Below are 26,057 nucleotides of genomic sequence, written 5' to 3'. Positions count from 1 at the left end.
GCGCCCGCCTGTGGAGCGCAGGAACTCCAGCTCAGAGACCGAAAGCCTGCTGCAAAATACGGTGCCGGGCCAACACCCGTCCAGCCGGTGTAGACAGCCCCCGCTCAACCACGGATTCCACCAAGTGCCGTGCCTGGGTCAGATAGCGCTCGGACTCAAATCGCGCCCGCTTAGAGCGGGCCCTTTGCGTCAGCGTCATTGCCAACAAACCCAGAACTGCCAGCAGCAAGCCAACCCACAGTGGTTGCTGCTGCACCACCCCCAGCACCGTCATGACAATTCCCAGCAAGGTCAACAGCAGGCCGCCCCACCAGCCCAGTTGCAGCAGCGGCGTGTTCCGCAGTGGCAACGGCACCGCCCCGACTGCCTCCGCCGTCTGCGCCGCCAACTGATCGGGAGAAATCACAGCATCCTCAATTGAACGCAGCCAGATTTGCGGCAACCCGGCGGTTGCCCGGCGTAGCCAAGTGGTCTGAGCGGCGGCGACAGCGGCGCGAGCGGGAGGCTCCGGCCGGGCCAGTGCCTTCCCTAAAGGCCAAGCCAGCGCAGCTCGCACTGAGTCGGCCACCACATGCGCCCCGGAGGCCCGCAGCAAGGCCTCCACCACCGGCTGCTCTAAGCCCGGCTCCAGATCGACCGGCTCCTTGGCCATGCAGCTGACCAGACGGCGGGAGATCGCGTCCATCTCCGCGCAGACGGTGCGTGCGGCATTTGACTCGCGTGCCACGCGTTCACACAGGATCTTGCGGAAAGCTGCCAGGTTGTCCCCGCGTACAGCGGACACCGGCAGCACCTGGACGCGGGCGAGCCCGTCAGCGTCCAGAAGCTTGCGCACGTCGTCGACCAGCGCTTGCTGGCCTCCCTCAGGGAGGGTATCCACCTGGTTAATGAGCACCAGCATGTCTTCTTGGCGGGCCCCCAGGCCACGCAGGTACCCCTCGTGTAGCGCCGCATCGGCATACTTCTGCGGGTCAACCACCCACACCAGGACATCGGCCAGCGGTACCAGCCGGTCTACTTGCAGGGCATGGTCCTGGGTTACGGAGTCATAGTCCGGTACGTCCAGCAGCACTAGGCCAGCCAGTTCCTCCTGGTCGGAGGCGTCAAGCAGGGACTCCCGGCGGATTCGCCGCTCGGGAGAGACGCCCAGGAAGTCCAGCAGTGCGCCGGCGTCGTCACCCCAAGAGCAGGCGGCTGCCTGGGAAGTGGTGGGGCGGCGCGCCCCGACGTCGGCAAACTCCAACTGGGTGATTGCGTTGAACAGTGAGGATTTGCCAGAGCCAGTGCCCCCGAAGAAGGCCGCCACAGTGTGATCCACACCCAGGGCTAAACGGTCCGAGACGTCGTCCAGAGCTGAGCGGGCCGGGATGGCCAGGGAAGCTGGCACCTCACCTGGGCACAGGTCCAAGGCCGCGTGCATCCGCTCCAGGCGCGCCTCCAGGTGAGCCGCATCCAAGGGCTTGCTGACCATCATTCAAGTCCTCCGAACTCTCCGGCCCGCGTCAGTGGCCGCAATTCAGCGGCCCGCAAGCGCAGTGCCGCAGCCAGTCCCGGATCCGGGGCCAGGTTGCGGGCGGTCCCGGCAGGAACCAAGCCACGTACCGCATGCTCAAGGGCATTCGCCAATTTATCCCGCGCAGTATCCGCCGCCACCTTCAGGCCCATGCAGCGGAACACATTTACCGCACCGGTAACCCCCACTGCCGCAGCCACCAACAGATCAGACAGGCTCTGTTCTGTCAGCCCGTGCGGAATCTCACGCACTCCACAGTCTTTAAGCAAGCCCACGCGCCAGGTCTCCAGCACGGAAGTGGCCTTGCGTGAGGCATCCGCCAACACAGCAGGCGGCTTAGCACCGGCCGCGCCCCACAGCGCCCGTAGGTCAGCTGACAAGGAGACGAGCGTGGCCTCAAGCCGAGAATGGACCGCATCCAGCGCATCCTTAGCCAAGAGTTCCAGGGCCTCGCTGCGCTGACGAGTGCGGCGTCCAAATAGGCCCGCAGAGAGCCGTCTGCCCGGAGCCAAAGTTGCCAGACCGGCTAGGGCGCCACCCGAGGATGCCAGCGTGAGCCAACGAGTGGTCGGAGCTCCCTGCCCGCAAGAACCCGCCTGAACCTCGCCGGTCAGGTCGGAGATTGGCGCACCGAGCAGTGCCGCGCGTCCTTCCTCCAGCGTGTCGGCGGCCCGGGCCTGAGCGTCGACGTCGTCGGCCAGCTGCGTGAGGTCACTGCAGAGGCTGGTCCATAGGCTCTTGCCGGTACGGCGCAGCAGGCTGGCGGCCCGGTGGCGACCCGCGAGCAGCCAGAGCCAGTCATGGACTTCCTGAACGGCCTGGGCGGACAGCATCCCTTTGAGCGGCCCGGCGTCATCCACCACAAAGAAGGGCGCGTCTTCCAGCCCCAGAGCGGATAGGCGCTCTATCAGGTCGCGGCGCACCTCCCCCAGCACCTTCGCGTTGACGCGGTTGAGCACAACGGCGATGGCCGTGCCCCGGGAGACGGCATCTTCCAAGGTCGCCCAGGGGGTTTGGTCCCCGTAGCGAGCCGCGGTGGTCACAAAGAGCCACAGGTCTGCGGCTTCCAAGAGGCGTGCGGCCAGGTCCCGGTTGGCCTCGTGCACAGAGTCCAGGTCGGAGGCGTCCACCACCGCCAGGCCGGCGGGGATCTCCTTGGACAGCACGGTCAGACAGACTTGGGCCACCGGGTGAGCGGAGATAGAACTGGCGTCCTCAGGGTTAGCCACCAGAACTGGGGTGCGCGTCGTGGGGCGCAGCACGCCCATGGGGGATACCTCAGCGTGCAGGACGGAGCTGACCAGAGTGGATTTGCCTGCGCCCGTGGAGCCGCCAACCACCACGATGGCGGGGGCATCAGCATCTTTCAAGCGGGGCAGCACATGGTCATGAACCTCCCCCTGTAAGCGCACACGCAGACGTCGGGCGTCCTCCACGCCCGGCGCGTTGAGACCCAGGTCGAGGCGTTCAAGGTCCCCCAGCAGGTCCGTCAGGACTGCCACTAAACGGCCACGGCTGAGCGTGCCGCTGGCTGCACCTTCACTTGGGATAGGTGCGTCTGCGGTCGGGCGCTCGGAGCCGGTCGGGAACATACGCCAACCATAAATGGCCGGAGGCCAAGATCGGGTACCAAGAGGGTCAACCCCCGGTACCAGATGGTGCCCCCACCCGGACTCGAACCGGGAACCTGCGGATTAGAAGGCCGATGTTCAAGAGGAAGCAAGATAGTTATAACTACTCAAATTGCAGGCAATACGCTCCTCATAGAGCATTTGAGTGCAGCAATAGGTGCAGCAATATGACATCAGTCGCCTCGCCGGGACGTGTCACGACCTGGAGGAAGCCCAGCCACAACTGGCGACGGGACTCGGACTGTAAGTGCTTGTTGGAGGCCGAAGCGCCTGATGGTGCGCTCATCGAGTTTTTTATCGACCCAGACGGCTTCGGGGGTATCTCCCCCAGCTTCCTGGTAACCCCGCCGGATGGCGAGTCCGTTTCAACGGACTCCACAGAGGAGTGGCCGGCGGTGGAACAGTATGTTCCACGCCAGGATTGGCCGGAGCCCATGTTCGCCGGCAAGAAGTGCCCAACTCGGTACCCGGATGTCGCCATTTTGGAAGCCATCGAGCAGTACAAGTTGGAGGACATAGCCAGCCTCGATGGGGACTGGACCTGGGGCGAAGATTATTTAGATGAACACGACATTGAGGCCACCGACAAGCAGCTCGACCTTATCGTGCGCGCTGGCGCCAAGATCGACGCGATCTTGGCGGCGGACAGCCAAGAGGCGCGCGAGCTGGCCTTAGATGGTGCGGTCGGCGTCATTCTAGGGACACGCACCCCAAAACAGGCCGGACGCGCTTACGCCGACGCTGTTGACGCCTGCGAAGATGCAAAGCTCGTCAACCAGGGAGCGATGATCGCCTCTGACCTACTGGGCACGCCATTAACAACCATCGCTGAACAGGGGCGGGTCACCCGCCCCACCGTATACCGCTACCTGGGCCGCCGCCCCTAGACCACCATCAACGCCTGGATAGACCGGGACTGGACACAAGTGAGGCCCCACCCTTTGCGGGTGGGGCCTCACTTGTGTCCAGGGGTACGCTTGATGTCAATAGTCCCCCCGCCGCCTCTCACCGCAGCTGCGGTGACGCGCCCTGCGGGGGTCCTCCATCTCCAGGGGCAGGCGGCCCCGGAGCAGGCAGAGTCACAGCAGGTCCCTGAGGGCCTTCCCCTGGGCCAAGAGGAAAATCAGACTGAGGCACACCGTGACGGCTCGCCAGGAGCCTGGTCTCCCAGCAAGTCGCCTCCCAAGCTGCCGCCAAGCGCCTGTACTTCTGAGCTGTCGTCTCAACGTCTCGGCGCTCCCGCCACGACGATCGGACCGCCTGAAAAAGCGCGACCACAAACGGGGAGCCGAACGCGGCCACGATGACCGACACTATCAGATCAACCCGCACCACCTCTGGTCACCCCCTCAGCCTGAGCCGCCAGCACATCGGCGCTGATCGCCCGCACCACCTGCAAGCGCCGCTCCGTGGCACGCAAAGACGTCTCCGGCTCCTGACCAGGCTGCCAGCGAATCCCCCAGATCCGGATCACCCGCTGAAGCAACCCCAGCACCACGCCGAGGATGAGCCAGATCCCCCATGACGGCCAATCATCACCATGAAGCAGCCCAGAAGCCGCGAGCGCTGACAGGCCCACGGTGACGATGGCGGCCGCGGGGGCTTCTACTCCCCACCAGCCGCGCCAGGCGGATGGTGCAGCAGCTAGGGCGCCGAAAGTGGCGACACCCGCGCCGATCTTTGAGGAGGGCTCGCTGACTACTGTCGGGGCGATGATCGCGGCCGTCATACCAATGGCGAGGCAGGCATACGCCGATGCGGCCAGGAGTGAGAGGATGCGTGGGGGGACGAGGGTGCCCCAGGCCCATCTGGCTGTGCGGGGCCAGGACCAGCGGCGCATCGTCTCAGGCCTCCGTGTCCTCAGACGCTAGAGCTCCGGCGACCGGGCCCTCATAAACGCCGCCGGTGTGCACCACTGCCACCAGTAGCGCGACGATACCCGCAAGCTGCTCGAGCACCCTCAGCCACACAGTCACCTGCTCCTGCGTCAGCCACCCTATGGCTGCGCCGAACGCTAGGATCGCAGCCGCCAGCGCGTAGGCGGCCTTGCGTCGCTGTGGAGTCAGCCAAGCGACAACCCCGGGCCGATCCCCCTGCAAAGCCACATGCTTGCCTGTCATAGCGGCCGCCCCTCGTTCAAGGCGCGCTGCAGCGCCATCACTGTGAGGGGGCCGAGGAAACCATCCTCGGGCACGCCCAGGCGGGCCTGCCAGGCCCTGATGGTCTGAGCCCCAAGGAAACCATCCGCGGGCACACCCAGGCGCCGCTGCAACTCACGGACCGCCTCAGAGCCGCCCTTTTCAGAGAAATTCCAAGCCGCTTCGCCGATGTTGATCAGATGGGCGCGATCCGCCGTGGACTGACCAGAAATAACACCATCGACGGTGGTACCCAGCACCTCCTGGAATCGGGTCACGGTGGCAGGCCCGAACCAGCCGTCCACCACCAGAGCCTTTCCTCCTGGCGCTGATGGCGCTGATGGCATGGTGGTCGCACCTGTGTAAGCGTTCCACGCGCTCCGGTCGCCGAAGAAAACATTGAGATCCAATCCGCCACTCCACCCATTGATGCGGCCATTGGAAGTGTACTGGTGCATCACCGCCTTGCCAGAGAAATTCCGCCATGGGCGGCTCTCCCAGCCTCGAGGACTCATATCCGCATACTGCGCCACCCACGCGCCTAGGTCCAGTTCCGTGCATGTATTCCAGGGGAACACACTGGCTGAGGCGTAGATAATTGGTTTGATGCCAGTGCGCTCAATGGTCCGACGAGCCATGCGCCACAGCCAGTCCGCATTCCCCCAGGCGTAATTCTCGTGTTGCTCCCAATCCAGGGCCAGGACCACCCGACCACTCCAACCCTGGATTTGATCGATGAAGAAATCAGCCTCAACCTCGGGCGAGGTAATGCCGCTAATGTAGTGGTACACGCCCGTGGCTTTCCCAGCTGCAAGGCATTGCTCCACAGCCCGCACACAATCCGGATTGACATAACTCGTGCCCTGAGTGGCTTTCACTACCGCTCCGTCACAGTCAAGCGCAGACAGGTTGATTCCCTTCTGCCACGAGGACACATCCACAATCCTCAACATGTTGTTCTCCTTCTTCTGGTTGGTTCAGGCATGGAAAAGCCCCGGACCTGTGTGGGCCGGGGCCAGGAATATTGGTGAGCAGCGTTTAGGACTGCTGATTCTGCTGAGCTTGCTGCAGACGGGCTTCGGCCAGTGCCAGGCGCGTGGCTAGTGAGCTGATCTCCCTAGCCAGGCTCTCGATGACCAAATCGGCGTTAATCTGCTCCGCCTGCTCGGCCACAGTGTCATTCATGAGTGTTCTCCTTCTTTGTGTGGGGGTTGGGGGCGGGGCCATAGACGTCGCCGCCGACGCTCATTGACGCCTCGGCGTCGCCCGGGGTCTGTGGGGGCATGACCCACAGGTCCTGGCCGGTGCGGTCTTCCCAGCCGGTCTTGGTGTCGAGGATGCGGGCGCCCTTCACCAGGACGCTGACCATGACCCCGGGGCTGCCGTGCAGCTCAACGTGCCAGGGGGTGGCGTCTGGGCCCCACTGGTCCTGCACGAGCCGTGCGGCCACGGGGGAGCCGTCCTGTGTGGACGCCAGGGCGATCCAAGGGGCTTTGGGGGCGCCGATCGCGGGGACATAGGCAGGAAGCACCCACATGCCCCGCCCTTGGGAGTCGAGCGCGAGGGTCTGCCAGTATTCGACTCCGTCATAGGGGGATTCTGTGGAGGAGTGCCTGAGCAGCAGCCCACCGCGACGCTCGGTTTCCCCAGGCACAGCCATCACGAAATTCTTCGTTCCCTTGACATGCATGCCAGAGCCGTTCAAGAACAGCTCTACGGCAGAGGAATAGCCCATGACAGTATTCGCCTTATTGGCCCAAAAACCGCAATTCCCCCACACCATGGTCGTCATTTGGCAACTCTCTTCAGCCACCCTCAGCGGATTGTGTCCCTCGCCCTTAAAAAACCACACGCCGTGAACATCGACGCCGAGCTGACGGTTAGCGGCCCAGGTCATCACCGTATTGGTTTTATTAGCAAAAAAGCCCGTGCTATCACCCCAGTCCCCACACATCAGTCTGACCGTTTGACCGGTGGCTTCGAACACACGCGAAGAGTTGTAACCGAGAAGCGCGCCAATTGAATTGCCGCTGATGTTCAGCGAGGTCTTTTGACACGTCAGAGATGCAACCGCAGGCGATAGCAGTACGGATGGTCTGGTGATCGGATCGGCGTTGGCATCCCACGAGCCCCCATAGAGCTGCGCCGTCGGCCCCATCATCGACAGATAAGATTGCTGCCCCTGACCGGCGGTTTTCAATGGTCCCGCGAGTATCAGAGCAGGCTCACCCTGCGGGTGCTGGCGGGCAGTGATAAAGGCCTTGCGGTCCCACCTTGCGTTGGTGGCGTAGAACACCAGCCCGGTACCCCAATTGGAGTGCCCCCACTTCCCAGGATCAATATCCACCACATTATCGGCGGTGCCGATGTCTCGGAACGCCGTCGCAGACCATTCATCCTCAATTGAGAAATAACCCTTCGCGGTGACCTGGCCGGTGGCTGAGTCAATCCAAAATGTTTTGGTACCCGCATTGGAATATGCTGTTAAACCTTGTGGGGTCATCACGACACGAGCGCCCGTTTTGGCGGTCTGGATGGTCGCTCCAGTGATTACTTTGCCGTCCAGGGCATCACCCTTGATGTGTCCTCCTTCAATCGCGTTGACCGCGATCGTTTTTGCGGTGACCGCACCAGCCGCGAGCAGCGGCGTGGTGATACTGCCAGGCTCGATCAGGGTGGTGCCGACTGCCTCCTCGACGCGGACTTCCGCGAACTCCACAGACCCGGACGTAAACGTCGCCTCCGCAAACAGCCCCAGGGTGCAGGCGCCGTTTTTATCCGTGGCTGGCAGCGTGAACTGCGTCTCCAGTCGCGTCCAAGCTGTGGGGGCCCCACCAAGAACAGCAAAAATGTCTGCGACGCGCATAATATTTACGCCTCCGGTTGAGTTATGGTGCCGCAGGTAAACAGATGCCGGGTTAGACCCGGTAAACGATGGGAAACGCACCATTAACGAGAGGCGATAGGTCGCACCCGGCTTGAGAATCATCGAAGCATCCCTGTGCTCCGGAGGTTGAAGATAGCCGCCAATTTGCTTACCTGTTGCTTTCAATACGAGGACGTTCCCGGACACGGCGTTGTCGGTCTTCCAGGAAGCCACGCCAGCGGCAAAGTTCCACTCTGACTTGTTCTCTAACAGCGGGTCTGGGAAAAGCGACCCCGCAGACACACTAATACGCTCCGAAAACAGATTCCGGATGAACCCCGAATCACTAAACAGACTCTTAATGAACCCCGCATCGAGGGTACCGACGGCAGCCCGGATTTTTTCCGCCGTGAGCCACCCCACCTTGGCGTTGGTAATGGAAGCATCCGCCACTTGTAGGGTGCCGACGGCAGCGTCAGCGATCTGCGCCCGATTAACAGCCTTCTCACCGATGAAATCAACACCGATTTTGACCTGCCTCCAAGCAGGGCCGTCCCACACGAAACGCCGCAACGCCGTAGTACCGGCGCGCACCTCCCACACCGCGCCAGAAGGTTTCCCCTCACCATCCTTCGCGGAAGGATTAGCTGCGGCCACGGTATAACGGCCATCAGCCGTGGTCGCTTTAGCAGCCGCCGCATCAGCAACGGATTGAGCCGCGAGCGCCTTCGCCGTGGCAGTGTCAGCCGCAGTCTTGGCTTTCACCGCCTCAGCTGCCGCATGGTCAGCACGATCCTGCGCCGCCGCAATGTCTGTCACATCCGACCAGGTGGCACCGTGCATGTCAATCGGCGCAGTGCCAGCCCATGTCACATTCGGAACCACAATCCGAGCGGGCGTCCACGGCACCACGACAGTGCCGCTGATAACATGCCGTACCGCGCCAGGAGGCACCTCCACATCCGCCATCGCGGCAGCGCCAAGCCATTTCCCATCCGCAGCGTAGGTGTACGCTGAAAACTTACCTTTCACGGGACTGTTCCCGGGGTTGGAAACCGTCATTGAGAAACGCATTACCCGCCCGGCCGGCACAATCAAAGCCTGATTGTTCCCATGCAGCAGGTAGGCCCGGTTGTCGTTACTGAAATCAGGTGAACCGTTACTCCCTTTGAAACGCAGCGTGCCATAATCAACACGAGTCACGTTCTTACCGAAAGCCCACCGCGCATTCCACGTTCCCGCCGCAAGGTTAGGGGACGCGGCAGCAGCAGCGGCCGCCGCAGCCTGAGCCGCGAGCGCCTTCGTCGTCGCCTCTGCGGCTTTAGACTGGGCGGCAGAGGCCACCCCCGAAGCCGCAGTGGCCGCGGCCTGAGCCTGACCAGCTTTAGAGTCAGCCTGCTCGGAAATCTTCTTCGACGCTTCAGCCAGAGTCCGGGCCTGTGTGGCGTTCTCCGTGGCGGTGGCGGCGGTAACCTCTGCGGCTTCAGCAGTACGTTGCGCGTCCGCAGCCTTCGCTTCGGCGGCCTGCTGGGCCTTAGCGGCAGCCTCAGCAGCAACCTTCAAAGCTGCTTTTTGTGCTTCCGAAAGCGTCGAGTCTTTAAGACCGTCAGCGTAGGCCTTGGCGGCGCGTTCCGCTTCGGCGGCTTTCACCTCAGCAATTTTTTGCGCGGCAGACGCTGCGGCATCAGCCTTACTAGCCGACGCTGCAGCTGCCTTAGCATTCTTGTCCGCTTCCGCTGCAGCAGACTCCGCAGCCGCGAGCTTGCTGCTAAGCCCCTCAACAGTGCCTTCGATTGTGTCGATCTTTTTCGCCTGGGCCTCCACCTGCGCGCGCGTGGTGGCCCCGTCTCGAGCTGCCTGGTCTGCCTTAGCCTGCGCTGCATCCACTGCCTCGCTGACTTTTGAACGGACCGTGATCCCAGCGGTGTTCCCCGGATCGGACTTACGGTCGACTGTGTCAACTGCGACCAGTCGGTAAAAGCGTTCTTGGCCTATGACGTCCTGGCGATCAAGCACGGTGGTAGGGCCGTCCAGGGAAAGTTCCGCGAGATCTGTCCATGGTCCGGCAGCCGAGGAAGCCTCCTGCACGAGGACATGACGCAGCCAAGACGGCGGAATGATGGGACCTCCAGGCCCTGCCAGGTGCCGGTCCCAGGTCACCGTCACCAGTCCGTGCTCACATGCCAGGTGCGCAGCGGTGGGAGGCGCCAGAAGCTCAGGCTGAGGAATCTGCACGGTGAACGGGTCCGACCACAGACCCGGGGTCGTGGCATAGGTGCCACGGGCTCGGACCTGCACCTGGAGGGCTTCACCAGGAGAGCCTTCGCGCAGGTCCAAGCTGGTTGAGGATGCTGATCCAGCAATCAGCCAGGGGGCGCCGACGACGTTGCGGCGCACGGCCAGATCGTAGGAGGAGATTTCCATCGCGGAGGCGTCCGTAGCTGTGCTCACCGGCTGCCAGGTGGCGCGCAGTAGACCGTGCACCGTGCGATCTGCGACAGGAACAGCCTCGGCTCGCACAACCAGGCCTAGGACCTTCGCGGGCGTGCGCTTGTCCTGACCTTGCGGGGCAGGACGAACTCCGGAGCCTGAGGTCGAGGCTCCACCAGTGACGCCCTTAGTCCTTTTGGCGACGTGAGAGAGGACATCGTCTAGCCGCGTGCCAAAGGTGGTGTGCCCGCTGACGCCATCAGCGTTGCGCGTCACGGACACCTGAGCGACGCGCATGACTTCGCGGCCCGCCGACCGCTGGACCGTGATCCAGTCTCCGGCTGTGTAGTCTCTCCAGGGCAGCAGCAGAGCGTCTGATGCCACCCACTCCCGCTTGGCTTCAACCTGGGCTGACGCACCGGAGGCAAGAGTTGCCTGAGCGACCAGGCGGGCGGTGGCCTCTAGCTCAACGCCCCCGGCCTCCACAACACGCTCGATCCGCCGCAGACCTGCCGGAGCCTGATCGTTGTGGATGCGCCAGACACGACCGCCTTCGCCCTTCACCAGGACGTCCGTGCACAAGCTGGTCCAAGTTGTCGCCTCCGGGGCAGCGGCCGTGCCCACAGCCAGCGGCCACAGCACCTTCTCACGCCGACGGGCCAATGCTCCATCCGGGTTATGCACCCGCATGGTGCGCCCCGTCCACTCGACGTCGCAGAGTCCAAGGTCACGCAGAGAATCCACCACCGTGGCCAGAGTGACAGCCTTGTCAAATGCCAGCGTGACGATGTTGGCCCACTTCTTGCCAGCGGAGTCCGCCACAGTGGTGCAATCAAGCGTCAGGCCTTTTCCCCACCCTCGCTTGGTGGCCGCGTCCCACAGAGACCGCAGAATCACGCCCGCGTTGGCAGACAAGAAATTCCACTTCCCGTCGGAGTCCTGCGCAGCAGGTGGCACATCCCACACGACCGCCTCCGCGAGCTGGGAAGACACGTGTGCTGCATGCAGAATCCGTGGACTTGTGCCATCATCCAGTAGGTTGCCCTCGACCTTCTGGGAAATGAAACGCGCACCGGGGGGTTCCAGCCAGGTGATGCCGTCGTGGGTGATCTCAATAGCGATCTCCACCTCAGAGTCAAGCAACTCACCGCGCACACCTTGCGTTCCAGCAGGGTAAGTCAAGGCCACCGTCGGCATGTCCGCCACCGGCACCGTCAGCGTCACATCGAGATCGTCTGGGAGCACGCCGAGGCGGCCTCCCGAAGGCATATAGGCAACAGCGCGCAGATCAAGCATCAGTAGGCCCTCCTCGCACGGATCTGGGCGGTTCCGCCCGTGACGGTGACCGCGTGATGCCCACTGGTATCAGGGGTGATAGAGAATCCGCCAGCGGACAGAGACAAGCCTGAGGAGGCATCAACAGCTCCACTCCTTGACCATGATCCAGCCGTAAAGGAGGCGCGGTAGAGCGCGGGCTCCAGCAGCAAGGCCTTCCCGGGGGGGACCACCCCACTCCAGGTCATGGAGCCCCCTGAACCTTGATCCGTGATCTTGACCGGGGAGCCTGGAGAGGCCACCAGTATGACTGCGTCGGAGATCGGCATTGCGCCACCATCGATCTTTGACAGATCGGCGGCCGCCATCTCGGTGGGCACCGGGTCTCTCCACACTCCCTCCGGAAGCTCCAGAGACACACTCACAGTCGCAGCTACAGCTGCAGGAAAAAACTTGGGTTCAACCGATCCGGACAAGCGAGCAGTGGCCTCTCGCACCGGAGCGCCCGCAGGCCGATGCGTGACCCGCAAAAGTCGCCCGAAAGGCCGAAGCAAAGCCGCGAGCGCTCGGAGGTTTTGGTCCAGGGTGGCGCGCTTTTGGTCGTCTGCTTGGACCAGCAGGCCGAGGACTAGCGTGGCCGGAGCGGCGGATGTGGGTGGTAGAGGGAGGACGCCAATGCGTCCGGGAACCTCCACGTTGGGCAGGCGGGGCGCGCCCCAGGTGGGCAGGCTGGTTGCATTGGTGAGGCGCCAGCGGCCCTGAGGGTCGTCGAGGTCCTGCCCGTCGATGGTGTACTCGCTCACGAGCTCTCCTGTTCCTGTCAGATCGCTGCGGCCAGGCGGATGCCGGTGGCCACGTCGTCACGCAGGGAGCTTGTCCGACGGGCGACGGGGTTGTTTTGGATGATCGTCACGGAGGTGCCGACAGGATCTGCAGGAGCTTGTGCGGCAGTGCGGGCGTGTGTCGTGGACAGGGTGCTGGAGGCGCTGATCGTTGCGCCGACCTGGATTTCAGAGGTGATGTCGTTCATCGTCTGGCGCAGGGAGGGAATCTGCGCGCGCAGGCCCTTCTCGAGGCCGCCCATGATCCAGCGTCCGGCAGGCACGAGGAGGGCGCGGTCATATGCTTCAGGACCTTTATGCGATGCGATCCAGGAGCCGATTCCTGAGACGAAACCTTTGACTTTTTGGAAGGCGCCGGTGAGGCCGTTGAGGAAGCCCTGGATGATGTTGCGGCCTGCATTCCACAGCAGGGTTCCGGTGTTGCCTAGGGCGGAGAGGATTCGGTTGGGGATGCCCGTGACCCAGCTGACGACGGAGTTAAAGGCGCCGGTGAGGCCGTTGTAGGCGGATTGGCCTGCCTGTGTCATGAGTGACCAGAGATAGGCTCCAAGAGCCGAGAGTGCCGCCACGATCCGGTTGGGAATGCCGGTCACCCAGTTGATGATCTCGTTCCACTTGTTGTGAAGCCAAACAGCGATAGACGTCCAGAGGTTGGTCCACCACTGAGTGAGACTGACGCCGATGGCAATCACCGAGTCAATGGCAGCTTGCCAACTGGTGGACACCCAGGTTTTGATGTCTTCCCACTTCTGGGAGACCCACGAAGCGATCGACTCCCATAGTCCCGTCCACCAGGCTAAAAACTGCTGGCCCTTCTGGGAGACCCAAGCTGTGACTGATTCCCATTTGGTGGCCAGCAGCACGATGGCGGCGATCACGGCTGCGATACCAACGATTATCCAGGTGATCGGGGATGCGAGAAGTGCGGAGTTCATCACCCATTGGGCAGCAGCAGCCACGCCTAGGCCAACGGCGAGCGCGCCAAGAGCGATGACGATGGCTTTAGTTGCGGCAGGATTCTCCTGCATCCAGGTTGAGACTTTCTGCATCGGTTCGACCATGGCGCCGAGAGCGTCACCCAAGGCGCTGAATACCGCCGATCCAAGGGGTTCCAAGGCCAGGGCGGCGTTGTTCTTGACCAGCTTCCACTTCTCGGCGAAATCAGCTGTCTGCGCGCCCACGCCCAGGATCGTGTCCTGAGTTGCGCCCGTGGCACCGACCAGGTTGTCCAGGGCGAGTGTGCCGGATTCGACCGCGCCTACAAATTGGGCGGCTGCTCTGGTGCCGAAGATGCCGGACGCTAGGTCAATGGCTTTAGCTGTGTCACCGGCTGCGATCAGGTCCTTGATCTCCCCGGTGACCCGGCGGAATGCCTGCTGTGGATTCTCGCCCTTCTTGGCGAGAGTCACCAGCCCCTTAGACATCGCCGTTAGGGTCTGGTTGGAGTTCAGGCCCGCCTTGTCAAGCGACCCGATGAGAGACGTTGTCTCCTCAAAGGAGAACCCCAGAGTCTTCATCGCTGGCGCGCTTGCTGCCGCTGAGGACGCCAACTCATTCATGCCCACACCTGTGGCCTGCGAGACCCTGAACAGGCCGTCCATGGCCCCCTGGACCTTGTCCCCCTCGATTCCGAAGGCGGAGAAGGCCGCAGTCGTCTTCTGGACGTCGATGTCCTGGCCTAGGATCCTGCCCGCCTCTAAGTACTGGCTGGCGACAGTCTCCAGGGTGTCACCGGTCAGCCCCAAGCGCGTGTTCAGGTCGGCCACGACAGGTCCGACCTTGTCGAACTCCACAGGAACCTTGCTGCCGACGCGCTTGGCAACGTTAACCATTCCATCCAACGCCGCACCCGATGCGCCTGTGCCCACTCGGATCGTGTCGGCGAGGTCGTCGAATTTTGCTCCGATCTGGTACAAGCCCGCGCCCACTCCGGCCACAGCAGCAGTCACTGCGGCCGGAGCCAGCACTCCTCTGGCTTTCCCAAGGAGGGATGTCCCCAGCGTTTGGCCAGCTGACGCGCCAGCTTTGTCTGCGGCTGTGTCAGCGCCTGTGAGCATCTGAGTCATCTGGGAGGCGATCGCTCCCTGAGAGCCCGCCAGCGACGGAATGATGGACAGATAGGCTTTTGCGACTGAGGCTTCAGACACAGGACACCTCCTAGGGTGCGGACTCCCACCAGCTGTTGAAGTCCTTGATCGGGATTGGCTTGGCCCCCAGGCTGGTGTCCGAAGAGCGGGCGCCGGGCCTCGATACCGGCTCAGGTCTCGGGCTCGGAATCTGCCGTCCGGTGTTGGAGCGCTGCCAATTGGCGATGTTCAAGGCGTCTAGGACGGCGGCAAGAAGTTGTTCGGAGAGGCCCCATAAGGCGTCCTCCCCGTGGACTTCCCGCGCGTAGGCGCTTGTGCGTGGGGCTCGCATCAACAGCACGAGCAGGTGCCGCCAGGACAGGGCAGGTGTGCCGAGATCCTCTAGATGCAGCCCGATTGTGAGCAGGTCATACTCAATCGCCTCCCGGTGTTTGCTCAGCTCCCGGCAGACGAAGAGAATTCCCCCAGTGTGACAGAGGAAGCCTCCTGCCATGCTTCGACGAGCGCCGCGACCTGGTCACCACTCATGCGCGCATAAATGCCCGGAACGTAACGCTCGAGCATCTGTCTCTGCAAAGAAGCGATCTCTGCGAGCAGCTCAGGATCGCTACTGATTCCCTCACCATCCTGAGCGGCTTTGATCCTGGGGGTCAGGGCTGTCAGGTCAGCTGAAAGATCTGCATCCAAGAACTGCATCTTGGGGAGCGCGTAAATCTTGTCGTCTTGCGGCAGCGTGAACTCGAAAAGGTTCTGCTTGATTGATGCCTTGGAGGCGGGAACCTGGAAAGTCATAATCAGCCTCCCGTCACAACGCCATCGTCGGTGAAGATGTAAATACTGTTTCCCTTTGAGTCAGGATAGGCCGCTAGCGTGACCGGCCACGTGACCGCGTCCTGCTTGGTGAACGACACCTCTCCGATTTCGGTGACTTGCCCATCCGGCACATAGATCAGCACCCGGCGCTCTCCATCTTTGATTTTGAAAGCCCAAGACTTGCGCGGCTGTTCTTTGGCTCCCAGAACCGCAGTTAGCTGCTTGCCATTTGTTCTGCTGGCTTCTTTCACTGTCACGTTTCCAGCCCAGTTGCGCAAAGATTCCTCGTTGGTCTCGAGGTGCGCCCATGAAAGCGTGCCCTTGAAGGATTGCAGAACCCTGCGAACTAACGTTCCAGACCAGTCCTCGATGTCCGCAGTGGAATACTCGGGGCTCATCTTAAGGCCGTCCTTGGAAATGTAGCCGGAGTCCGTGAAGCCCACAAGAGCATCACGGGCGGTCTTAGGCCCAGTTGTGGTCGTGGGAGCGGACAAAATCGCGCCCGTGGTCTCCTGGTCGGGCGCCCCGACAAAGATGTTGGTGGTGCTGACTGGCATTGTTTTTCCTCTCAGGTGGTGGTGATCCGTACCGCCACCTGGTAGGAGGCGGAGACTCGGTAAAGGGAGGGGTGGTCAGGATCAGGGTTCGGATATGGCGCTCCTAAGGTTCTCACGTCGTGGCAGACAAGACTGTGCAGGCGCCCACTCATCGCTGCTTGGTGCAGAAGTGCCTCGACCCTGCGGGCGAGGTCCTCGGCATCAGACTCGCTGGAAAGGTCTCGGCAATCGATCGACACGGTTGCGATGTCCAGCACCAAAGTGGAGCGAGTCCCGCCAGTGCGTGTCACCCCAACAGACTGATCTCGAAACGTTGTAGGGCTGTGACCTGCAAAGCACTCAACCCTAGGGAGCTGACCAGCCAGAAATGCCCTGATCTCTTCGGCAACGTCTGGCGCCTTAAGCAACTCTGCCATGGACGTTCACGCCCTAGAGGCGGCGCTTAAGGCTCGAGTCAGCGCTTTGTCTCTTGCCTCAGCCAAACGTGCGTGCATAGTGGCGGCACGAACGACGATCATCGGGCGAGGAGACCCGCCGTAGTTCGCCTGGTAGAGGTTTGTTTCGAAACCGTCTCCTGCCTCAGCAGCGACCGCTTCCCCCATTCGTTGGAGACGGGCCTTGACCCCCTCAGAGTTGAGGACTTGCTGGAAACCTTCCGAACTGAATTCAAAACGAACGCTGGTGGACATGTTCACCCCTGCCACTGAGTCAACGTGACGACGCTGTGAGAAACAGCGCCCGTTGGAGACTTCCAGGACTGTGACGCACCTGTGGCGTGGTAGCGGGCGCCATGCCACTCCACCAGATCGTGGGCTCCCACCTGCACCTCTGGCGGCAAAAATAGGGTCAGGCGTGCCACCGCCGACTGCCTGCCGGACAGGTTCTCCGATGTTCCTGCGGGCTGCACTGAGCAGCCGCCGACGATTGTGGTGCTCGCCGGGGCATCATAGTCCGGGCGGTCTTTGCCTCGCTCGGAGACGATGGTCGGACGAATGATTGTGACCGTGTCACAAGCCCAAGAGGGTAGCGCCATAATCAGGGCCTCCTAAGTGTGTACGGCTCGAGAGTTTTGACGTCGCGTTCCAACAGCGTCAGGCCACCAGCGACACCGGCGCCGGTAGTCCCATAATTGATGGACACGCCTCCGGCCTGCTCGTGCGTCACGCCGGTTGGAGAGGACAGCGCCATCGCTGCCACTTGCAAGACAGTCTGAGTGAGTTCTGGTGCCTCCTGGTACCCATGACGCATGGTGACTCGTATTCCCTGGTAGCGGTCGGTCCACACGCCGTCACGTCGGCGTAGCGTGCCCAGGTGAGACCATTCCAGGTCTCCGAGTTCCTCAGGGGTCCATTCGTGCACGCGGCCACCACGGTGAGGGCACTTCTCGGTGAGCGCAGTGATCTCCTCGACGCGCATGGATGGCAGCTCAACAAGAGCAGCCCCCGTCCCGTCAAGGATCACAGTCTCAGTGATGACTGGAACGACATGCCACCCGCAATACCGGCGGACCGCAGCCGATGCGGCATCCAGGAGAGACGTCGCACGCGGATCAGCCGCCGTGATTGCGCCCCGCGTGTAGGCCGCGAGCGCGGCCGACGACGCAAGTGCGGGTAGCTGGCTGGACATGCTTTGTTCTCCTCACTTGTTGGAGGGGTTGGCAGCTTTGTTGCGGCTGGTGCGGGTTCGTGATTCAGTCTCAGGTTTGGGTTGGGTTCTGGGGGTGAGGCCCCAGGCTGCAGCGTCAGCTTCGGTGAGCAGGAGAGTGGTGCGGCACCCGTTGACGACGACGTCATAGGGGGTGAGGGCGGTCATAGGGTTCCTCCCGGTGAGAGTGAGGGATCGGGGCGCGTCCAACTTGGACGCGCTCCGATCCCCTTTGATCAGGTCCGGATCAGGCCAGTGAGGTCTTGACGAACGCGGCGGGGCGGGTCACACCGAAGGCGACTCGCTCCTCAGCCAGCACCGCGACCATGTTTCGCACGAAGAAGTCTGCGTGCGAGTTTGACAGCGTGACAGTGGTCTGCTCGCGGTCCCAGAGCACAGCCTTGGTGAAGTCACCAATCAGGGCTGTGCCTGCGTCGATCGCCTCAGATTCCACAAGCGGCACGCCCCACAAGGTGCGGGGACCGATCGAGAAGGGCCCTGCGCCAAGGAACTTGCCCGTCGCTCCGTTTTCGCGGGCGAGATCGACCGTCTCAATGTCTGCAGGAGCCATCAGGATGCCGTTGGGCACTGCGCGTCCCACGACCCTGGCCTTGGTCAAGGCTTTGCGCACGGTCGTGAACAAATCCGTCTCAAACGACTGAGACTGCACTCCAGAAGTTGAGAGGATGCCAGTGATGGAGTTGGAGGAGCCATCGCCCTTGAGCATGGCGGTTTCCTCGGCTTCTGCCACGTCTGCTGCAAGCTCATCGTTGATCAGACCTTCAAGCTGCTTGGCATCCGCGATCGCGCGGTTGGTGGCAGGAACCCATTCCGCGATGGTCACAACGGGCACCGAGACCCGTTCGAAGGCCCAGTCGCCTTCAGGCTTGTACCCGCCCTGGACCGGATCCACGGGGGCGGTGGTGGATGAGGTGGTTGCCTCGGGAACGACTGCCGCCTTGTTCGTGTGGGTGGTTTGGCGGACGAACTCGACAACGTCGGAGTGGGTGGAACGCGTGGACACAAGATCGCGCAGGGTCAGGGGACGGCGGCCGAGCAGCTCGATGATGCCGGAGTCTTCTGGCGTGACGAGGGCCCCTGCACTCGTGCGGGCGGCGCCGGTGAACAGGCTCTTGACCTGGATCGGGGTGGTCTGCACCTGTGCGCGGTCCGGAATGCGGCCACCGAAGCCCTTGAGCAGGGCCTGGTAGGCCGAGGACTTGACGACGGTCAGGCCCAGGTTTGCTGCTTTGGGCAAAGATCGAGAGACCTGGCCGGTGATTTCAACGTCTTCAGTAGGCAGGCCGACCTGCTCGGTGAAAGTCTTCACCTCGGCGAGCAAATCGGCGTCCTTCTTGGCGGTCTTGGCCTGGTCGAGCAGATCAGCTGCTTTTTCCATGAAGGCGCGGTAGCTGCTGGTCTCCTCTTCGGTCATCTGGCGGTTATCGTCAATCGCCTTCTGGGCGATCGCCTTAGCATCCTGGGCGGCTTTGAGGGCTGATTCCTTGAGGAGGGTGAGCTTGTTCATCATGGGTTCCTTTCATTTCAGAGGGTTGTGATGACCGCGCAAGCGGCCTGGGCTGCCAGGGCGCGTGCGGACGCTGGCACATGCTGCTCCTGGCCCTTGGCCCCGGCGGGCTCCTCGGGCTTGACAGCAGGTTCAGCGCTGGCCTTCTCCTGGTCGTTGGTCTGATTCACTTCGGCAGCATCAATCACTGCCTGGATCGCATCAATAGCAGTGTGTAGCCCATCAAGATGCTTCTGGGCGAGAACCCGCCCAGCTTTCATGCCTGTAGCAACCGCGTTAACAGCGTCCTTGACGGCCACGACGCTGGTGTCTTGGTTGGCGCCAACTGCCACGAATGAAAACTCGTAAACTTTCAGGGCACGCAGCTCGTTTGCTTTGGTGCCGTCTTCAAGAGTCACGGTCGCGGAGTCAAGTACGTCAAACGCAAAAGACATTTGGGTCAGACGGCGGCTTTTGACGAGCCGGTAAACTTGACGGCCTTTAGGTAAGTCCAAGTCGAACTTGCCGCGCACCCACCAGCCATGGTGGTCTTGGCCCATGTCTGCGGCTGAGGCGACCCAATAATCTGGATCGTCCGTGCGATGACCAAACAGGCCCGGCAAGGTATTGCCTGACTGCTTCCATTCCTTGATGGTGTTGGTAAAAGCTCCGGGGGCGATCACGTCACCATAAGCGTCTGGAACGCGAGTAAAAGTGGCGGCATAGACCACGAATTCGCCATCTTCGAGATCGTCAGCAGGACCTGCTTTGATCTTGACTTCTGCGGTCTTGAAATTCATTGAAGATCACCTTTCACGGAATAATAGTGGTGATGGTGCAGCGACATTCAGCGACTTCATCTGCGCCACCGACAGGATCTCCTGGCCATGCCATGCCGTTGGAGAAGACGCCGTCAACTGGCACCGTTTCTCCGTCGAGTTGCGCGTGCGAGGCGCGAGGATTACCCGAAGTCACAGTCCAGACCTTCATCGCCTTAGCTGGGGCGACCTGGCGGGCGCTCTCGGTGACTGCAAAGGAAGCGAAGGTCGTGGCTAGGGTGACCGCAGCTGCGGCACCTCTAGAACCGACCGCCTCCTCGAAAACCGCTGCCGGGGAGGGGAGAGCCTGGTCCTCCTCGCTCTCGTCATTGCTTGCCAGGGCTCTGCTCAGGGCGTGGCGGGTGGTGGAGTTGATCGCTCCGGCACGGGACTCACAGACTGCGCGCAGGAATTTCCTGGTGCGATCAACGTCATAGATGGTCGCGGGGAACCCCAGTGCGGCTGCCGCAGCTGGGCCGATCTCACTGGTGACACTCAGGGCCACAGACTCCAGGTCGTCAGCCAGCTCCGTGTCCCACCGCTGACAGTCCCACCAGTCGCGATCTGATTTCGCTCCAATGACAGACAAGACGGCAGCGCGTTGGCGCTTGAAGAACTTGCTCAAGGTCTTGGCTGCCTGCTGCTTGGCGGACTCAAGCTGTGCTGGTGACGGGGCGAAACGCTTGGGATCAGACTTGGTCAACAGCTCAAGACTCTTTGGCTCGCCTTCCACGTCCGTAGGGGCTGCGTCGCCGCCAGCAGTGGTCACTGACAACGGCCGAATTAGGTCGTCTCCACCAGGCAAAGCAGGCAGGTTCCGGCGAGCCCGGGCCTCGTTCGCGGTCATGAACGGGCCGCCAACGCTCTGGTAAAGGCTGGTGGCCTCCTCTGAAAGATCGCCACGCATCTTGGCGGCGATGTCGAACTCCACGTAGAGCCTCCGGCCGTCGTTCACGAGGTCAGGGATGAGTTGCAGGGCCAGCTCCTGCTCAATCTGGTCAAGCCACGGACCAAGAGTGTCCTGATACAGCTGCTTGTGTTGCTCCTTGATGTTGGAGAACGTTGCGTGGTCAAGGATTCCGACCATAGGGGCGGGCACATGGAAGGCCGCAGCGACCTCCTCACGCGTGAGCTTGCGGACCTCGACGTACTGCAGCTCATCGGCGGTCTGGGCGACCTTGACAAAGGTCATTCCGTCCTCAAGGATCGGCGTGCCTCCGGCCTCAGATGAGTTGGCGCCCACGTATTGGTTGTGCCAGGAACGGCGGAACTTCTCCCGGGTCTCCTCGGACCAGCGGGGCGCATCAGCAGGCCGTTGGAGGTACCCAGACGCCCGGGCTCCATTCTTGAGAATTTGCGAGCGCATACGGCCAGCCTCGAAGCCTTCAGCCAGAGCCTGCCTCAGCGCCTCCATGGGTGGGGTACCAACCAGGTCCCCTGACGGGGAGTACCCTCTGAAGTGAACGATCTGGTCAGGAGTGAAGGCCTGGCGTCCTTTGTCACCTCTGACCTCGAAGCAGTCGGGTGCGAACCAAGAATCACCCTTGGGAGTGACCATCCGAGGAGGCAGACGCACCAGCCCAAAACCCCCCGTTCCCTTCCCCTTTACTTTGAGCCAGTAGGCCGTGTCGTAGATGCACATGTCGTGCACCAGGTCGTTCAGAAGCCGGTACCTCGTCGTGCGAGGGTTCGGACGGGCTAGAAGCTCCGACAGAGGATGATCAGTCACCCTCCGCCGGTTTGTGTCTGAGACGCGTTCAAACACTTTGGGGGACAACGACGCGATGTTACGAGCGAGGAAGTCGACTACAGTCCTGACGCTGCCCTGGGTGCGCCAGATCTCCTCATAGTCAACATTCCAGCCGTCAGTCACGCGCAGCGACAAGGACGGAACTGAGCGCGGCCGAGCAAGAGATTGAACGCTGCCGGTGGAGACCACAAACGTCACAAGGAACCTCCTACGATAGGCCTCTGGATGAAGTCGATGTGATCACGCTCGACCACGACCTCGCCGTCCACCGGGGTCGGATCAGCGCCGACGCTGTAGAGGGTGACGTTGCGCAGGAACAACAGTTGTCCGTCCTGGCGCACCAGTGCTCCCGCGAGCGCGGTGCCGGTCTTAAGGTTGATGATGATGTTAGAGGCAATGAGACGGCGGTAGGGGCGCATGATGGGCTTCCTGTCAGACGTAGAAGACGCCGTCGGTGTGCTCGTAGGCAGAGACCTGGGTGTCATGGGGGCTGGTGAGGTAGCCGACGGCGGCGACGGCGGCGATGAGTGGGGAGGCGTCTTCCGGGGAAGCCTTGCGGTCGATGACTCGGGTGTCGCCGAGGGTTTTCCAAGTGGCGGATCCTGCGGCGACGTCAAGAACAGGCTGAGGTAGGTGCGCGAGTCCGCTCTCCGTCTGGGCTTTGACTTGCTTGTCATCCGTCTGGCTGGCCGTGACCAGGTCGAAGAATCGGCCGTACCAGGCGCCGAGGTCATCGCCCTGCCACCGGACGACGTTGACACCATCGAGAGCCTCAAGGTCCGGAATGATCGAGGAGACCGGTGAACCTTTGCCCTGCGCTACCACAGTGATAGGGGAATCGATGTTAGCTCGCGCCTTGAACCAGTCCACTGTGAACTCGGTGCGTGGCAGGCGGGCCGCGATCTCAACTTGAGGGACGCCCCCGTTGTTGATGCCAGCAGCAGCGATATAGGAGGATGATCGATCCCAGGACACGTCCAGGCCGTAAACGATGGGCTGGTCCGGAGGAATGAACGTGTCTGTGCGCGTTCCTGCCTCCCAAGCCCCTTCAGGGAACGGAGGCTTGCGAGAAGAAGACAACCACTGGCACTGAACCTCGGTCATGAACTCAGCAGGCGGGTCCGTCGCCGCTGCCGCCGCGATGGTCTCCTCACGGATTCCGATCGATCCATCTGAGCGGCGGTGCCCCATAGAGGGGTTGGACAGTCCCCAGGTGTCACGATCCCACCGAGACGCTCCTGGAGGCGTAGACCACTCAAAAAGTCCTAGGGACTGGCCCAGCGCAGTCTCTTCACCGTCCTCGTCAGGTTCCTGAGGAACCGGTGTCGAGGCGTCGGAGAAGACTCCATCTGGGTCGCCTAGAGCCAGATGACCTAAGCGTCGCAGGTGACGCAGGACCACTGAGGCGTGGTCGCCAGCATTGGAGAGCGCCAGCACCATGCCCGAGTCCTGAGCCATGATCGTCTTCGACACCGCAGACCAGGAGGCGAAGTCGCCGTGTTCTCTGAGCTCATCAAGCACGACCAGCTGCACATGTTTGCCGCGTCCGCCTCGGCGAGTAGTGGCCTTGACCCGGTAGGTCGCGCCGTTCCATAGCGTCAGGCCCTTCTGGCCAGACCCGAGAGAGATTCTGCGAACCTCGTCGCCCAACTCGTCACAAAAGTCTGGGTCATCCTCATGCTCGGCTGGGTCAACCATCTTGACCGCCTCAGCCCAGAGTGCCTCAGAGGTCTCAAGGTCTTGAGCTGTGCCCAACACTGCCCAGCCTTTGGTGAACATGAAGAACAGGATGATCACCATGGCCACCGTAGACTTACCGTTCTGCCTGGCCACAAGCACCACCGCTGTGCGGAACCGCAGACGACCGTCGTCCAGGAGCTCAAGCAGATGGATGCAAAGCCACTTCTGCCAAGGCAGGAGGCTAATCCCCAGGACCTCGGCGAACTCCACACATGCAAACCCCAGTGATGTCTGAGGAGTAAGAGGGCGCAGAGGGGGCGTGTAGACCCTAGGGGCCTCGTTACCCTGCCGCACCCGTTATACCTCCTCGGATCGCCTGTAGCCTTCCGGCGCCGCGACGCTTGGGACGCCTCTCGACTTCAGGAACAGACGCCGGCGTGATCCGCAAGTCCGCGCATCCCCGCAGATACGCCGGGATCGCCCCAAAGGACGCCTTGCGCAACTCCTCAACACCGGCACGCTGCGCCTCATCAATCAGCCAAGCCAAAGTCTTGACCGCCTCGCAAGCTCCTCGGAACTGAGCATCCTTGAGATGCTCAGCAGCACTGATAGACGCCGTCGTAGCGTCATACATCGTCCCTCGACGCCGTTTCGGGGGGTGCGGACGAGCAAATTCTGTCCCCCACCGACGCACTTGCTCCTGCGCATCTCGAGCCGCCGCGAGCGCCGGGTTCTTGACCACTTGGCCCCGGTCATCCACCACTGTGAGGCCTTTGTCGGTGATCGCCTGGTGGGCTGCACGCAGAGTGGCCACAGCCAAGCAGAACGCCTCCAGGCGCATGGCGTCCAGTAACTCAGGGCGAGGATGGGCTGTGACGACCGAAGTCCAGACGCTGGCGGCGTCCTCAGCGAGATGAGCTGGAGGCAGGAGGCTGGCCATCAGTACAGACCTCCATATCCTGACGCTTGATCTGCTGGATGACGTGACGCAGGGTCCGCATGGAGCCGCGCCATCCGACCTGATAGGCGATGCCTGGAGCCTTCATGCGGGGATTGCGGGCGATGACCTGGCGAATCTGGGCCCCAATGTCGCCATCCACGAGCCGAGCGCGCTGATAGGTCACAGGGGCTGCAGGGTCCAGCGCCCTACGGACGGTGGCGGAGGTGGCACCGACAGACTGAGCAATTTCAGCCACCGACAGGCCGGCGGAGGCGGCTTCTCTGATTGCCACCCGATCGAACATTACTCCTCTACTTTCGTTGCCATTCCAACAAAAAGCGGGGATAGGGGGTCGTTTTCCCTGTGGGGAGAAGGAGCACTGCCGGCGGACAGCTCCGCTAACCCCGCCGCAGGGATTTGCACCCCCTCCCTCAGGGGGTCACCAGCGGCGCGACATCAGTCCGAGGCTAGGGCCGGCATCTGTGGCTCCGGCCTGCTTGTTGCACAGCTCGTGCTCAGGCTGCAAGTTGGCCGGGTCCAGCCGCTCGTCAGGATGGTCACGCCATGACAGCCGGTGGCCGACCTGGAAGGATCGCGGGTCACCGGGAGGCGCGGCGTAGTCGATCGGCTGCCCGCAGCGGGCACACGGCTGAAGTCGAGCCTGCCGCATCTTCCTGCGCAGGCTGCGCAGCCTGCGATGCCCGCGAGACTGAACCACAGAGTCCCCCTAAGCTCACGCCATGAACAATACAGATGGGCGGCGGCTCCGATCTTGGGAACGCGCCATGGAATGGCCTCTGGCCTCCGCAGCCTTGGTGTTCCTAGCGACCTACACCTGGGAGGTTCTCGCCGATCTTAGAGGAGAGGCCCGAGACAGCGTCGAGTTGATCCTCAGCGGAATCTGGGTGCTATTCACCGCCGACTACCTTATTCGGCTGTGGCTTGCTCCTGACCGCAAGGAATGGGCGCTAGGACATTTGCCAGAGGCAGCTGCCGTGATCTTGCCGATGCTGCGTCCGCTGCGTCTCCTCAGGTTGGTGACACTCATCGGCATCCTGCAAAGGAAGGCTGGCGCGGCGTTGCAAGGACGCATAGCGCTCTACACGGCAGCGAACGTCTCGCTTCTAGCATTCGTTGCCGCACTTGCTGCCCTTGATGCTGAACGGCACGCTCCCCACGCCACCATCACGTCATTTGGCGACGCCCTGTGGTGGGCAATCACAACCATCACGACTGTCGGCTATGGCGATCTTTCTCCAGTGACGACAGGCGGGCGGCTGGTAGCTGTGCTCCTGATGATCGGTGGAGTGGCGTTAATCGGCGTGGTCACCGCGACCCTCGCCTCTTGGATCGTCGCACTGGTCACCGAGGAGAACGACGAACAGGAAGCTGCCACCCGGATGCAGGTTGAGGAGCTGCGCGTGGAGGTGACGCGCCTGGCAAAACTAGTTGAGACACTCAGCCAGTCAGCAGACCCAAAACAGCCCTGAGCGGGGGCACACGCGTGCCACTGGCAGCAATGATGCAATTCATGCCCCAGGCCTGTCCAGCCCCGGCCTCTTAGCG

26 protein-coding genes are annotated in these 26,057 nt (G+C 62.3%); 2 read left to right on the top strand and 24 right to left on the bottom strand.

The features are described from left to right. Nucleotides 1-31: 31 nt before the first annotated feature. A complete protein-coding gene (locus DR039_RS07345) occupies nt 32-1,471 on the bottom strand; it encodes a GTPase (RefSeq protein ID WP_407641279.1) in 1,440 nt (479 codons plus the stop codon). Beyond that, on the bottom strand, nt 1,471-3,105 hold the full coding sequence (locus DR039_RS07340; protein WP_111836747.1) for a P-loop NTPase family protein: 1,635 nt from the start codon (nt 3,103-3,105) through the stop codon (nt 1,471-1,473). The genes DR039_RS07345 and DR039_RS07340 overlap by 1 nt, the downstream gene beginning before the upstream one ends. A gap of 206 nt (nt 3,106-3,311) precedes the next feature. Between DR039_RS07340 and DR039_RS07335 the strand changes: the two genes are divergently transcribed. Further along, nucleotides 3,312-4,031 (top strand): hypothetical protein, encoded by a 720-nt coding sequence (locus DR039_RS07335; protein ID WP_126622220.1) that lies wholly within the window; start codon nt 3,312-3,314, stop codon nt 4,029-4,031. A gap of 434 nt (nt 4,032-4,465) precedes the next feature. Here the strand turns inward: DR039_RS07335 and DR039_RS07330 are convergent, their stop codons facing one another. From DR039_RS07330 to DR039_RS11785, 22 genes are all read right to left on the bottom strand, one after another. Further along, the gene (locus DR039_RS07330) at nt 4,466-4,984 is read right to left on the bottom strand and encodes a hypothetical protein (protein WP_111836079.1); all 519 of its coding nucleotides are present in this window, start codon (nt 4,982-4,984) and stop codon (nt 4,466-4,468) included. A 4-nt stretch (nt 4,985-4,988) separates the two neighbouring features. Continuing rightward, the gene (locus tag DR039_RS07325) at nt 4,989-5,264 is read right to left on the bottom strand and encodes a hypothetical protein (RefSeq protein WP_126622218.1); all 276 of its coding nucleotides are present in this window, start codon (nt 5,262-5,264) and stop codon (nt 4,989-4,991) included. Beyond that, nucleotides 5,261-6,235: a GH25 family lysozyme gene (locus DR039_RS07320; RefSeq protein ID WP_111836746.1), complete on the bottom strand. Its 975-nt coding sequence runs from the start codon at nt 6,233-6,235 to the stop codon at nt 5,261-5,263. The genes DR039_RS07325 and DR039_RS07320 overlap by 4 nt, the downstream gene beginning before the upstream one ends. A gap of 85 nt (nt 6,236-6,320) precedes the next feature. Continuing rightward, nucleotides 6,321-6,467: a hypothetical protein gene (locus DR039_RS11310; protein ID WP_170166872.1), complete on the bottom strand. Its 147-nt coding sequence runs from the start codon at nt 6,465-6,467 to the stop codon at nt 6,321-6,323. Then, nucleotides 6,460-11,874 carry a carbohydrate binding domain-containing protein gene (locus DR039_RS07315; RefSeq protein WP_111836745.1) on the bottom strand — a complete coding sequence of 1,805 codons (5,415 nt, stop codon included), beginning with the start codon at nt 11,872-11,874 and terminating at the stop codon, nt 6,460-6,462. The genes DR039_RS11310 and DR039_RS07315 overlap by 8 nt, the downstream gene beginning before the upstream one ends. Then, nucleotides 11,874-12,656, bottom strand: a complete 783-nt coding sequence (locus tag DR039_RS07310) for a hypothetical protein (RefSeq protein ID WP_111836744.1) — start codon at nt 12,654-12,656, stop codon at nt 11,874-11,876. The genes DR039_RS07315 and DR039_RS07310 overlap by 1 nt, the downstream gene beginning before the upstream one ends. Before the next feature lie 17 nt (nt 12,657-12,673). After that, nucleotides 12,674-14,842, bottom strand: coding sequence for a phage tail tape measure protein (locus tag DR039_RS07305; RefSeq protein ID WP_111836743.1), 2,169 nt, complete (start codon nt 14,840-14,842; stop codon nt 12,674-12,676). A 10-nt stretch (nt 14,843-14,852) separates the two neighbouring features. Further along, nucleotides 14,853-15,275, bottom strand: coding sequence for a hypothetical protein (locus DR039_RS11110; RefSeq protein WP_126622216.1), 423 nt, complete (start codon nt 15,273-15,275; stop codon nt 14,853-14,855). After that, nucleotides 15,218-15,574 carry a hypothetical protein gene (locus DR039_RS07295; protein ID WP_111836741.1) on the bottom strand — a complete coding sequence of 119 codons (357 nt, stop codon included), beginning with the start codon at nt 15,572-15,574 and terminating at the stop codon, nt 15,218-15,220. Before DR039_RS07295 ends, DR039_RS11110 begins: the two co-directional genes overlap by 58 nt. 2 nt (nt 15,575-15,576) lie before the next feature. Beyond that, nucleotides 15,577-16,152 carry a phage tail tube protein gene (locus DR039_RS07290; RefSeq protein WP_111836740.1) on the bottom strand — a complete coding sequence of 192 codons (576 nt, stop codon included), beginning with the start codon at nt 16,150-16,152 and terminating at the stop codon, nt 15,577-15,579. An 11-nt stretch (nt 16,153-16,163) separates the two neighbouring features. After that, nucleotides 16,164-16,442, bottom strand: a complete 279-nt coding sequence (locus DR039_RS11105) for a hypothetical protein (protein WP_126622214.1) — start codon at nt 16,440-16,442, stop codon at nt 16,164-16,166. A 401-nt stretch (nt 16,443-16,843) separates the two neighbouring features. Next, on the bottom strand, nt 16,844-17,185 hold the full coding sequence (locus DR039_RS07280; protein ID WP_111836738.1) for a hypothetical protein: 342 nt from the start codon (nt 17,183-17,185) through the stop codon (nt 16,844-16,846). Nucleotides 17,186-17,187: 2 nt separating this feature from the next. Continuing rightward, nucleotides 17,188-17,778: a hypothetical protein gene (locus tag DR039_RS07275; protein ID WP_111836737.1), complete on the bottom strand. Its 591-nt coding sequence runs from the start codon at nt 17,776-17,778 to the stop codon at nt 17,188-17,190. Nucleotides 17,779-17,790: 12 nt separating this feature from the next. Further along, nucleotides 17,791-17,964: a hypothetical protein gene (locus DR039_RS11305; RefSeq protein WP_170166871.1), complete on the bottom strand. Its 174-nt coding sequence runs from the start codon at nt 17,962-17,964 to the stop codon at nt 17,791-17,793. Between the two features lie 79 nt (nt 17,965-18,043). Then, nucleotides 18,044-19,324 carry a phage major capsid protein gene (locus DR039_RS07270; protein ID WP_197719056.1) on the bottom strand — a complete coding sequence of 427 codons (1,281 nt, stop codon included), beginning with the start codon at nt 19,322-19,324 and terminating at the stop codon, nt 18,044-18,046. 17 nt (nt 19,325-19,341) lie between these two features. Continuing rightward, a complete protein-coding gene (locus DR039_RS07265) occupies nt 19,342-20,103 on the bottom strand; it encodes an HK97 family phage prohead protease (RefSeq protein WP_111836735.1) in 762 nt (253 codons plus the stop codon). 13 nt (nt 20,104-20,116) lie between these two features. Continuing rightward, nucleotides 20,117-22,069, bottom strand: coding sequence for a phage portal protein (locus DR039_RS07260; RefSeq protein WP_111836734.1), 1,953 nt, complete (start codon nt 22,067-22,069; stop codon nt 20,117-20,119). Then, on the bottom strand, nt 22,066-22,290 hold the full coding sequence (locus tag DR039_RS07255) for a hypothetical protein (RefSeq protein ID WP_111836733.1): 225 nt from the start codon (nt 22,288-22,290) through the stop codon (nt 22,066-22,068). Before DR039_RS07255 ends, DR039_RS07260 begins: the two co-directional genes overlap by 4 nt. 13 nt (nt 22,291-22,303) lie before the next feature. Then, a complete protein-coding gene (locus tag DR039_RS07250) occupies nt 22,304-23,821 on the bottom strand; it encodes a terminase (protein ID WP_111836732.1) in 1,518 nt (505 codons plus the stop codon). A 70-nt stretch (nt 23,822-23,891) separates the two neighbouring features. Continuing rightward, a complete protein-coding gene (locus tag DR039_RS07245) occupies nt 23,892-24,491 on the bottom strand; it encodes a P27 family phage terminase small subunit (RefSeq protein ID WP_111836731.1) in 600 nt (199 codons plus the stop codon). Beyond that, the gene (locus tag DR039_RS07240; RefSeq protein ID WP_111836730.1) at nt 24,457-24,795 is read right to left on the bottom strand and encodes a hypothetical protein; all 339 of its coding nucleotides are present in this window, start codon (nt 24,793-24,795) and stop codon (nt 24,457-24,459) included. Before DR039_RS07240 ends, DR039_RS07245 begins: the two co-directional genes overlap by 35 nt. Before the next feature lie 135 nt (nt 24,796-24,930). Beyond that, nucleotides 24,931-25,161 carry an HNH endonuclease gene (locus DR039_RS11785; protein ID WP_407641281.1) on the bottom strand — a complete coding sequence of 77 codons (231 nt, stop codon included), beginning with the start codon at nt 25,159-25,161 and terminating at the stop codon, nt 24,931-24,933. A 70-nt stretch (nt 25,162-25,231) separates the two neighbouring features. Here DR039_RS11785 and DR039_RS07235 point away from each other — a divergent pair, with 70 nt between their 5' ends. Next, a complete protein-coding gene (locus DR039_RS07235) occupies nt 25,232-25,981 on the top strand; it encodes a potassium channel family protein (protein WP_111836729.1) in 750 nt (249 codons plus the stop codon). Nucleotides 25,982-26,057 lie beyond the last annotated feature (76 nt).

Source organism: Actinomyces bovis, assembly GCF_900444995.1.
GTDB classification, from domain to species: domain Bacteria; phylum Actinomycetota; class Actinomycetes; order Actinomycetales; family Actinomycetaceae; genus Actinomyces; species Actinomyces bovis.
The sequence above is the reverse complement of the archived record's forward strand: the minus strand, read 5'-3'. Positions and strand labels throughout refer to the sequence as shown.

Coding starts and splice junctions, on each gene's coding strand:
- DR039_RS07345 (WP_407641279.1), bottom strand. CDS start 1,471: ATGGTCAGCAAGCCCTTGGATGCGGCTCACCTGGAGGCGCGCCTGGAG.
- DR039_RS07340 (WP_111836747.1), bottom strand. CDS start 3,105: ATGTTCCCGACCGGCTCCGAGCGCCCGACCGCAGACGCACCTATCCCA.
- DR039_RS07335 (WP_126622220.1), top strand. CDS start 3,312: ATGACATCAGTCGCCTCGCCGGGACGTGTCACGACCTGGAGGAAGCCC.
- DR039_RS07330 (WP_111836079.1), bottom strand. CDS start 4,984: ATGCGCCGCTGGTCCTGGCCCCGCACAGCCAGATGGGCCTGGGGCACC.
- DR039_RS07325 (WP_126622218.1), bottom strand. CDS start 5,264: ATGACAGGCAAGCATGTGGCTTTGCAGGGGGATCGGCCCGGGGTTGTC.
- DR039_RS07320 (WP_111836746.1), bottom strand. CDS start 6,235: ATGTTGAGGATTGTGGATGTGTCCTCGTGGCAGAAGGGAATCAACCTG.
- DR039_RS11310 (WP_170166872.1), bottom strand. CDS start 6,467: ATGAATGACACTGTGGCCGAGCAGGCGGAGCAGATTAACGCCGATTTG.
- DR039_RS07315 (WP_111836745.1), bottom strand. CDS start 11,874: ATGCTTGATCTGCGCGCTGTTGCCTATATGCCTTCGGGAGGCCGCCTC.
- DR039_RS11110 (WP_126622216.1), bottom strand. CDS start 15,275: ATGGCAGGAGGCTTCCTCTGTCACACTGGGGGAATTCTCTTCGTCTGC.
- DR039_RS07295 (WP_111836741.1), bottom strand. CDS start 15,574: ATGACTTTCCAGGTTCCCGCCTCCAAGGCATCAATCAAGCAGAACCTT.
- DR039_RS07290 (WP_111836740.1), bottom strand. CDS start 16,152: ATGCCAGTCAGCACCACCAACATCTTTGTCGGGGCGCCCGACCAGGAG.
- DR039_RS07280 (WP_111836738.1), bottom strand. CDS start 17,185: ATGGCGCTACCCTCTTGGGCTTGTGACACGGTCACAATCATTCGTCCG.
- DR039_RS07275 (WP_111836737.1), bottom strand. CDS start 17,778: ATGTCCAGCCAGCTACCCGCACTTGCGTCGTCGGCCGCGCTCGCGGCC.
- DR039_RS11305 (WP_170166871.1), bottom strand. CDS start 17,964: ATGACCGCCCTCACCCCCTATGACGTCGTCGTCAACGGGTGCCGCACC.
- DR039_RS07270 (WP_197719056.1), bottom strand. CDS start 19,324: ATGAACAAGCTCACCCTCCTCAAGGAATCAGCCCTCAAAGCCGCCCAG.
- DR039_RS07265 (WP_111836735.1), bottom strand. CDS start 20,103: ATGAATTTCAAGACCGCAGAAGTCAAGATCAAAGCAGGTCCTGCTGAC.
- DR039_RS07255 (WP_111836733.1), bottom strand. CDS start 22,290: ATGCGCCCCTACCGCCGTCTCATTGCCTCTAACATCATCATCAACCTT.
- DR039_RS07245 (WP_111836731.1), bottom strand. CDS start 24,491: ATGGCCAGCCTCCTGCCTCCAGCTCATCTCGCTGAGGACGCCGCCAGC.
- DR039_RS07240 (WP_111836730.1), bottom strand. CDS start 24,795: ATGTTCGATCGGGTGGCAATCAGAGAAGCCGCCTCCGCCGGCCTGTCG.
- DR039_RS11785 (WP_407641281.1), bottom strand. CDS start 25,161: ATGCGGCAGGCTCGACTTCAGCCGTGTGCCCGCTGCGGGCAGCCGATC.
- DR039_RS07235 (WP_111836729.1), top strand. CDS start 25,232: ATGAACAATACAGATGGGCGGCGGCTCCGATCTTGGGAACGCGCCATG.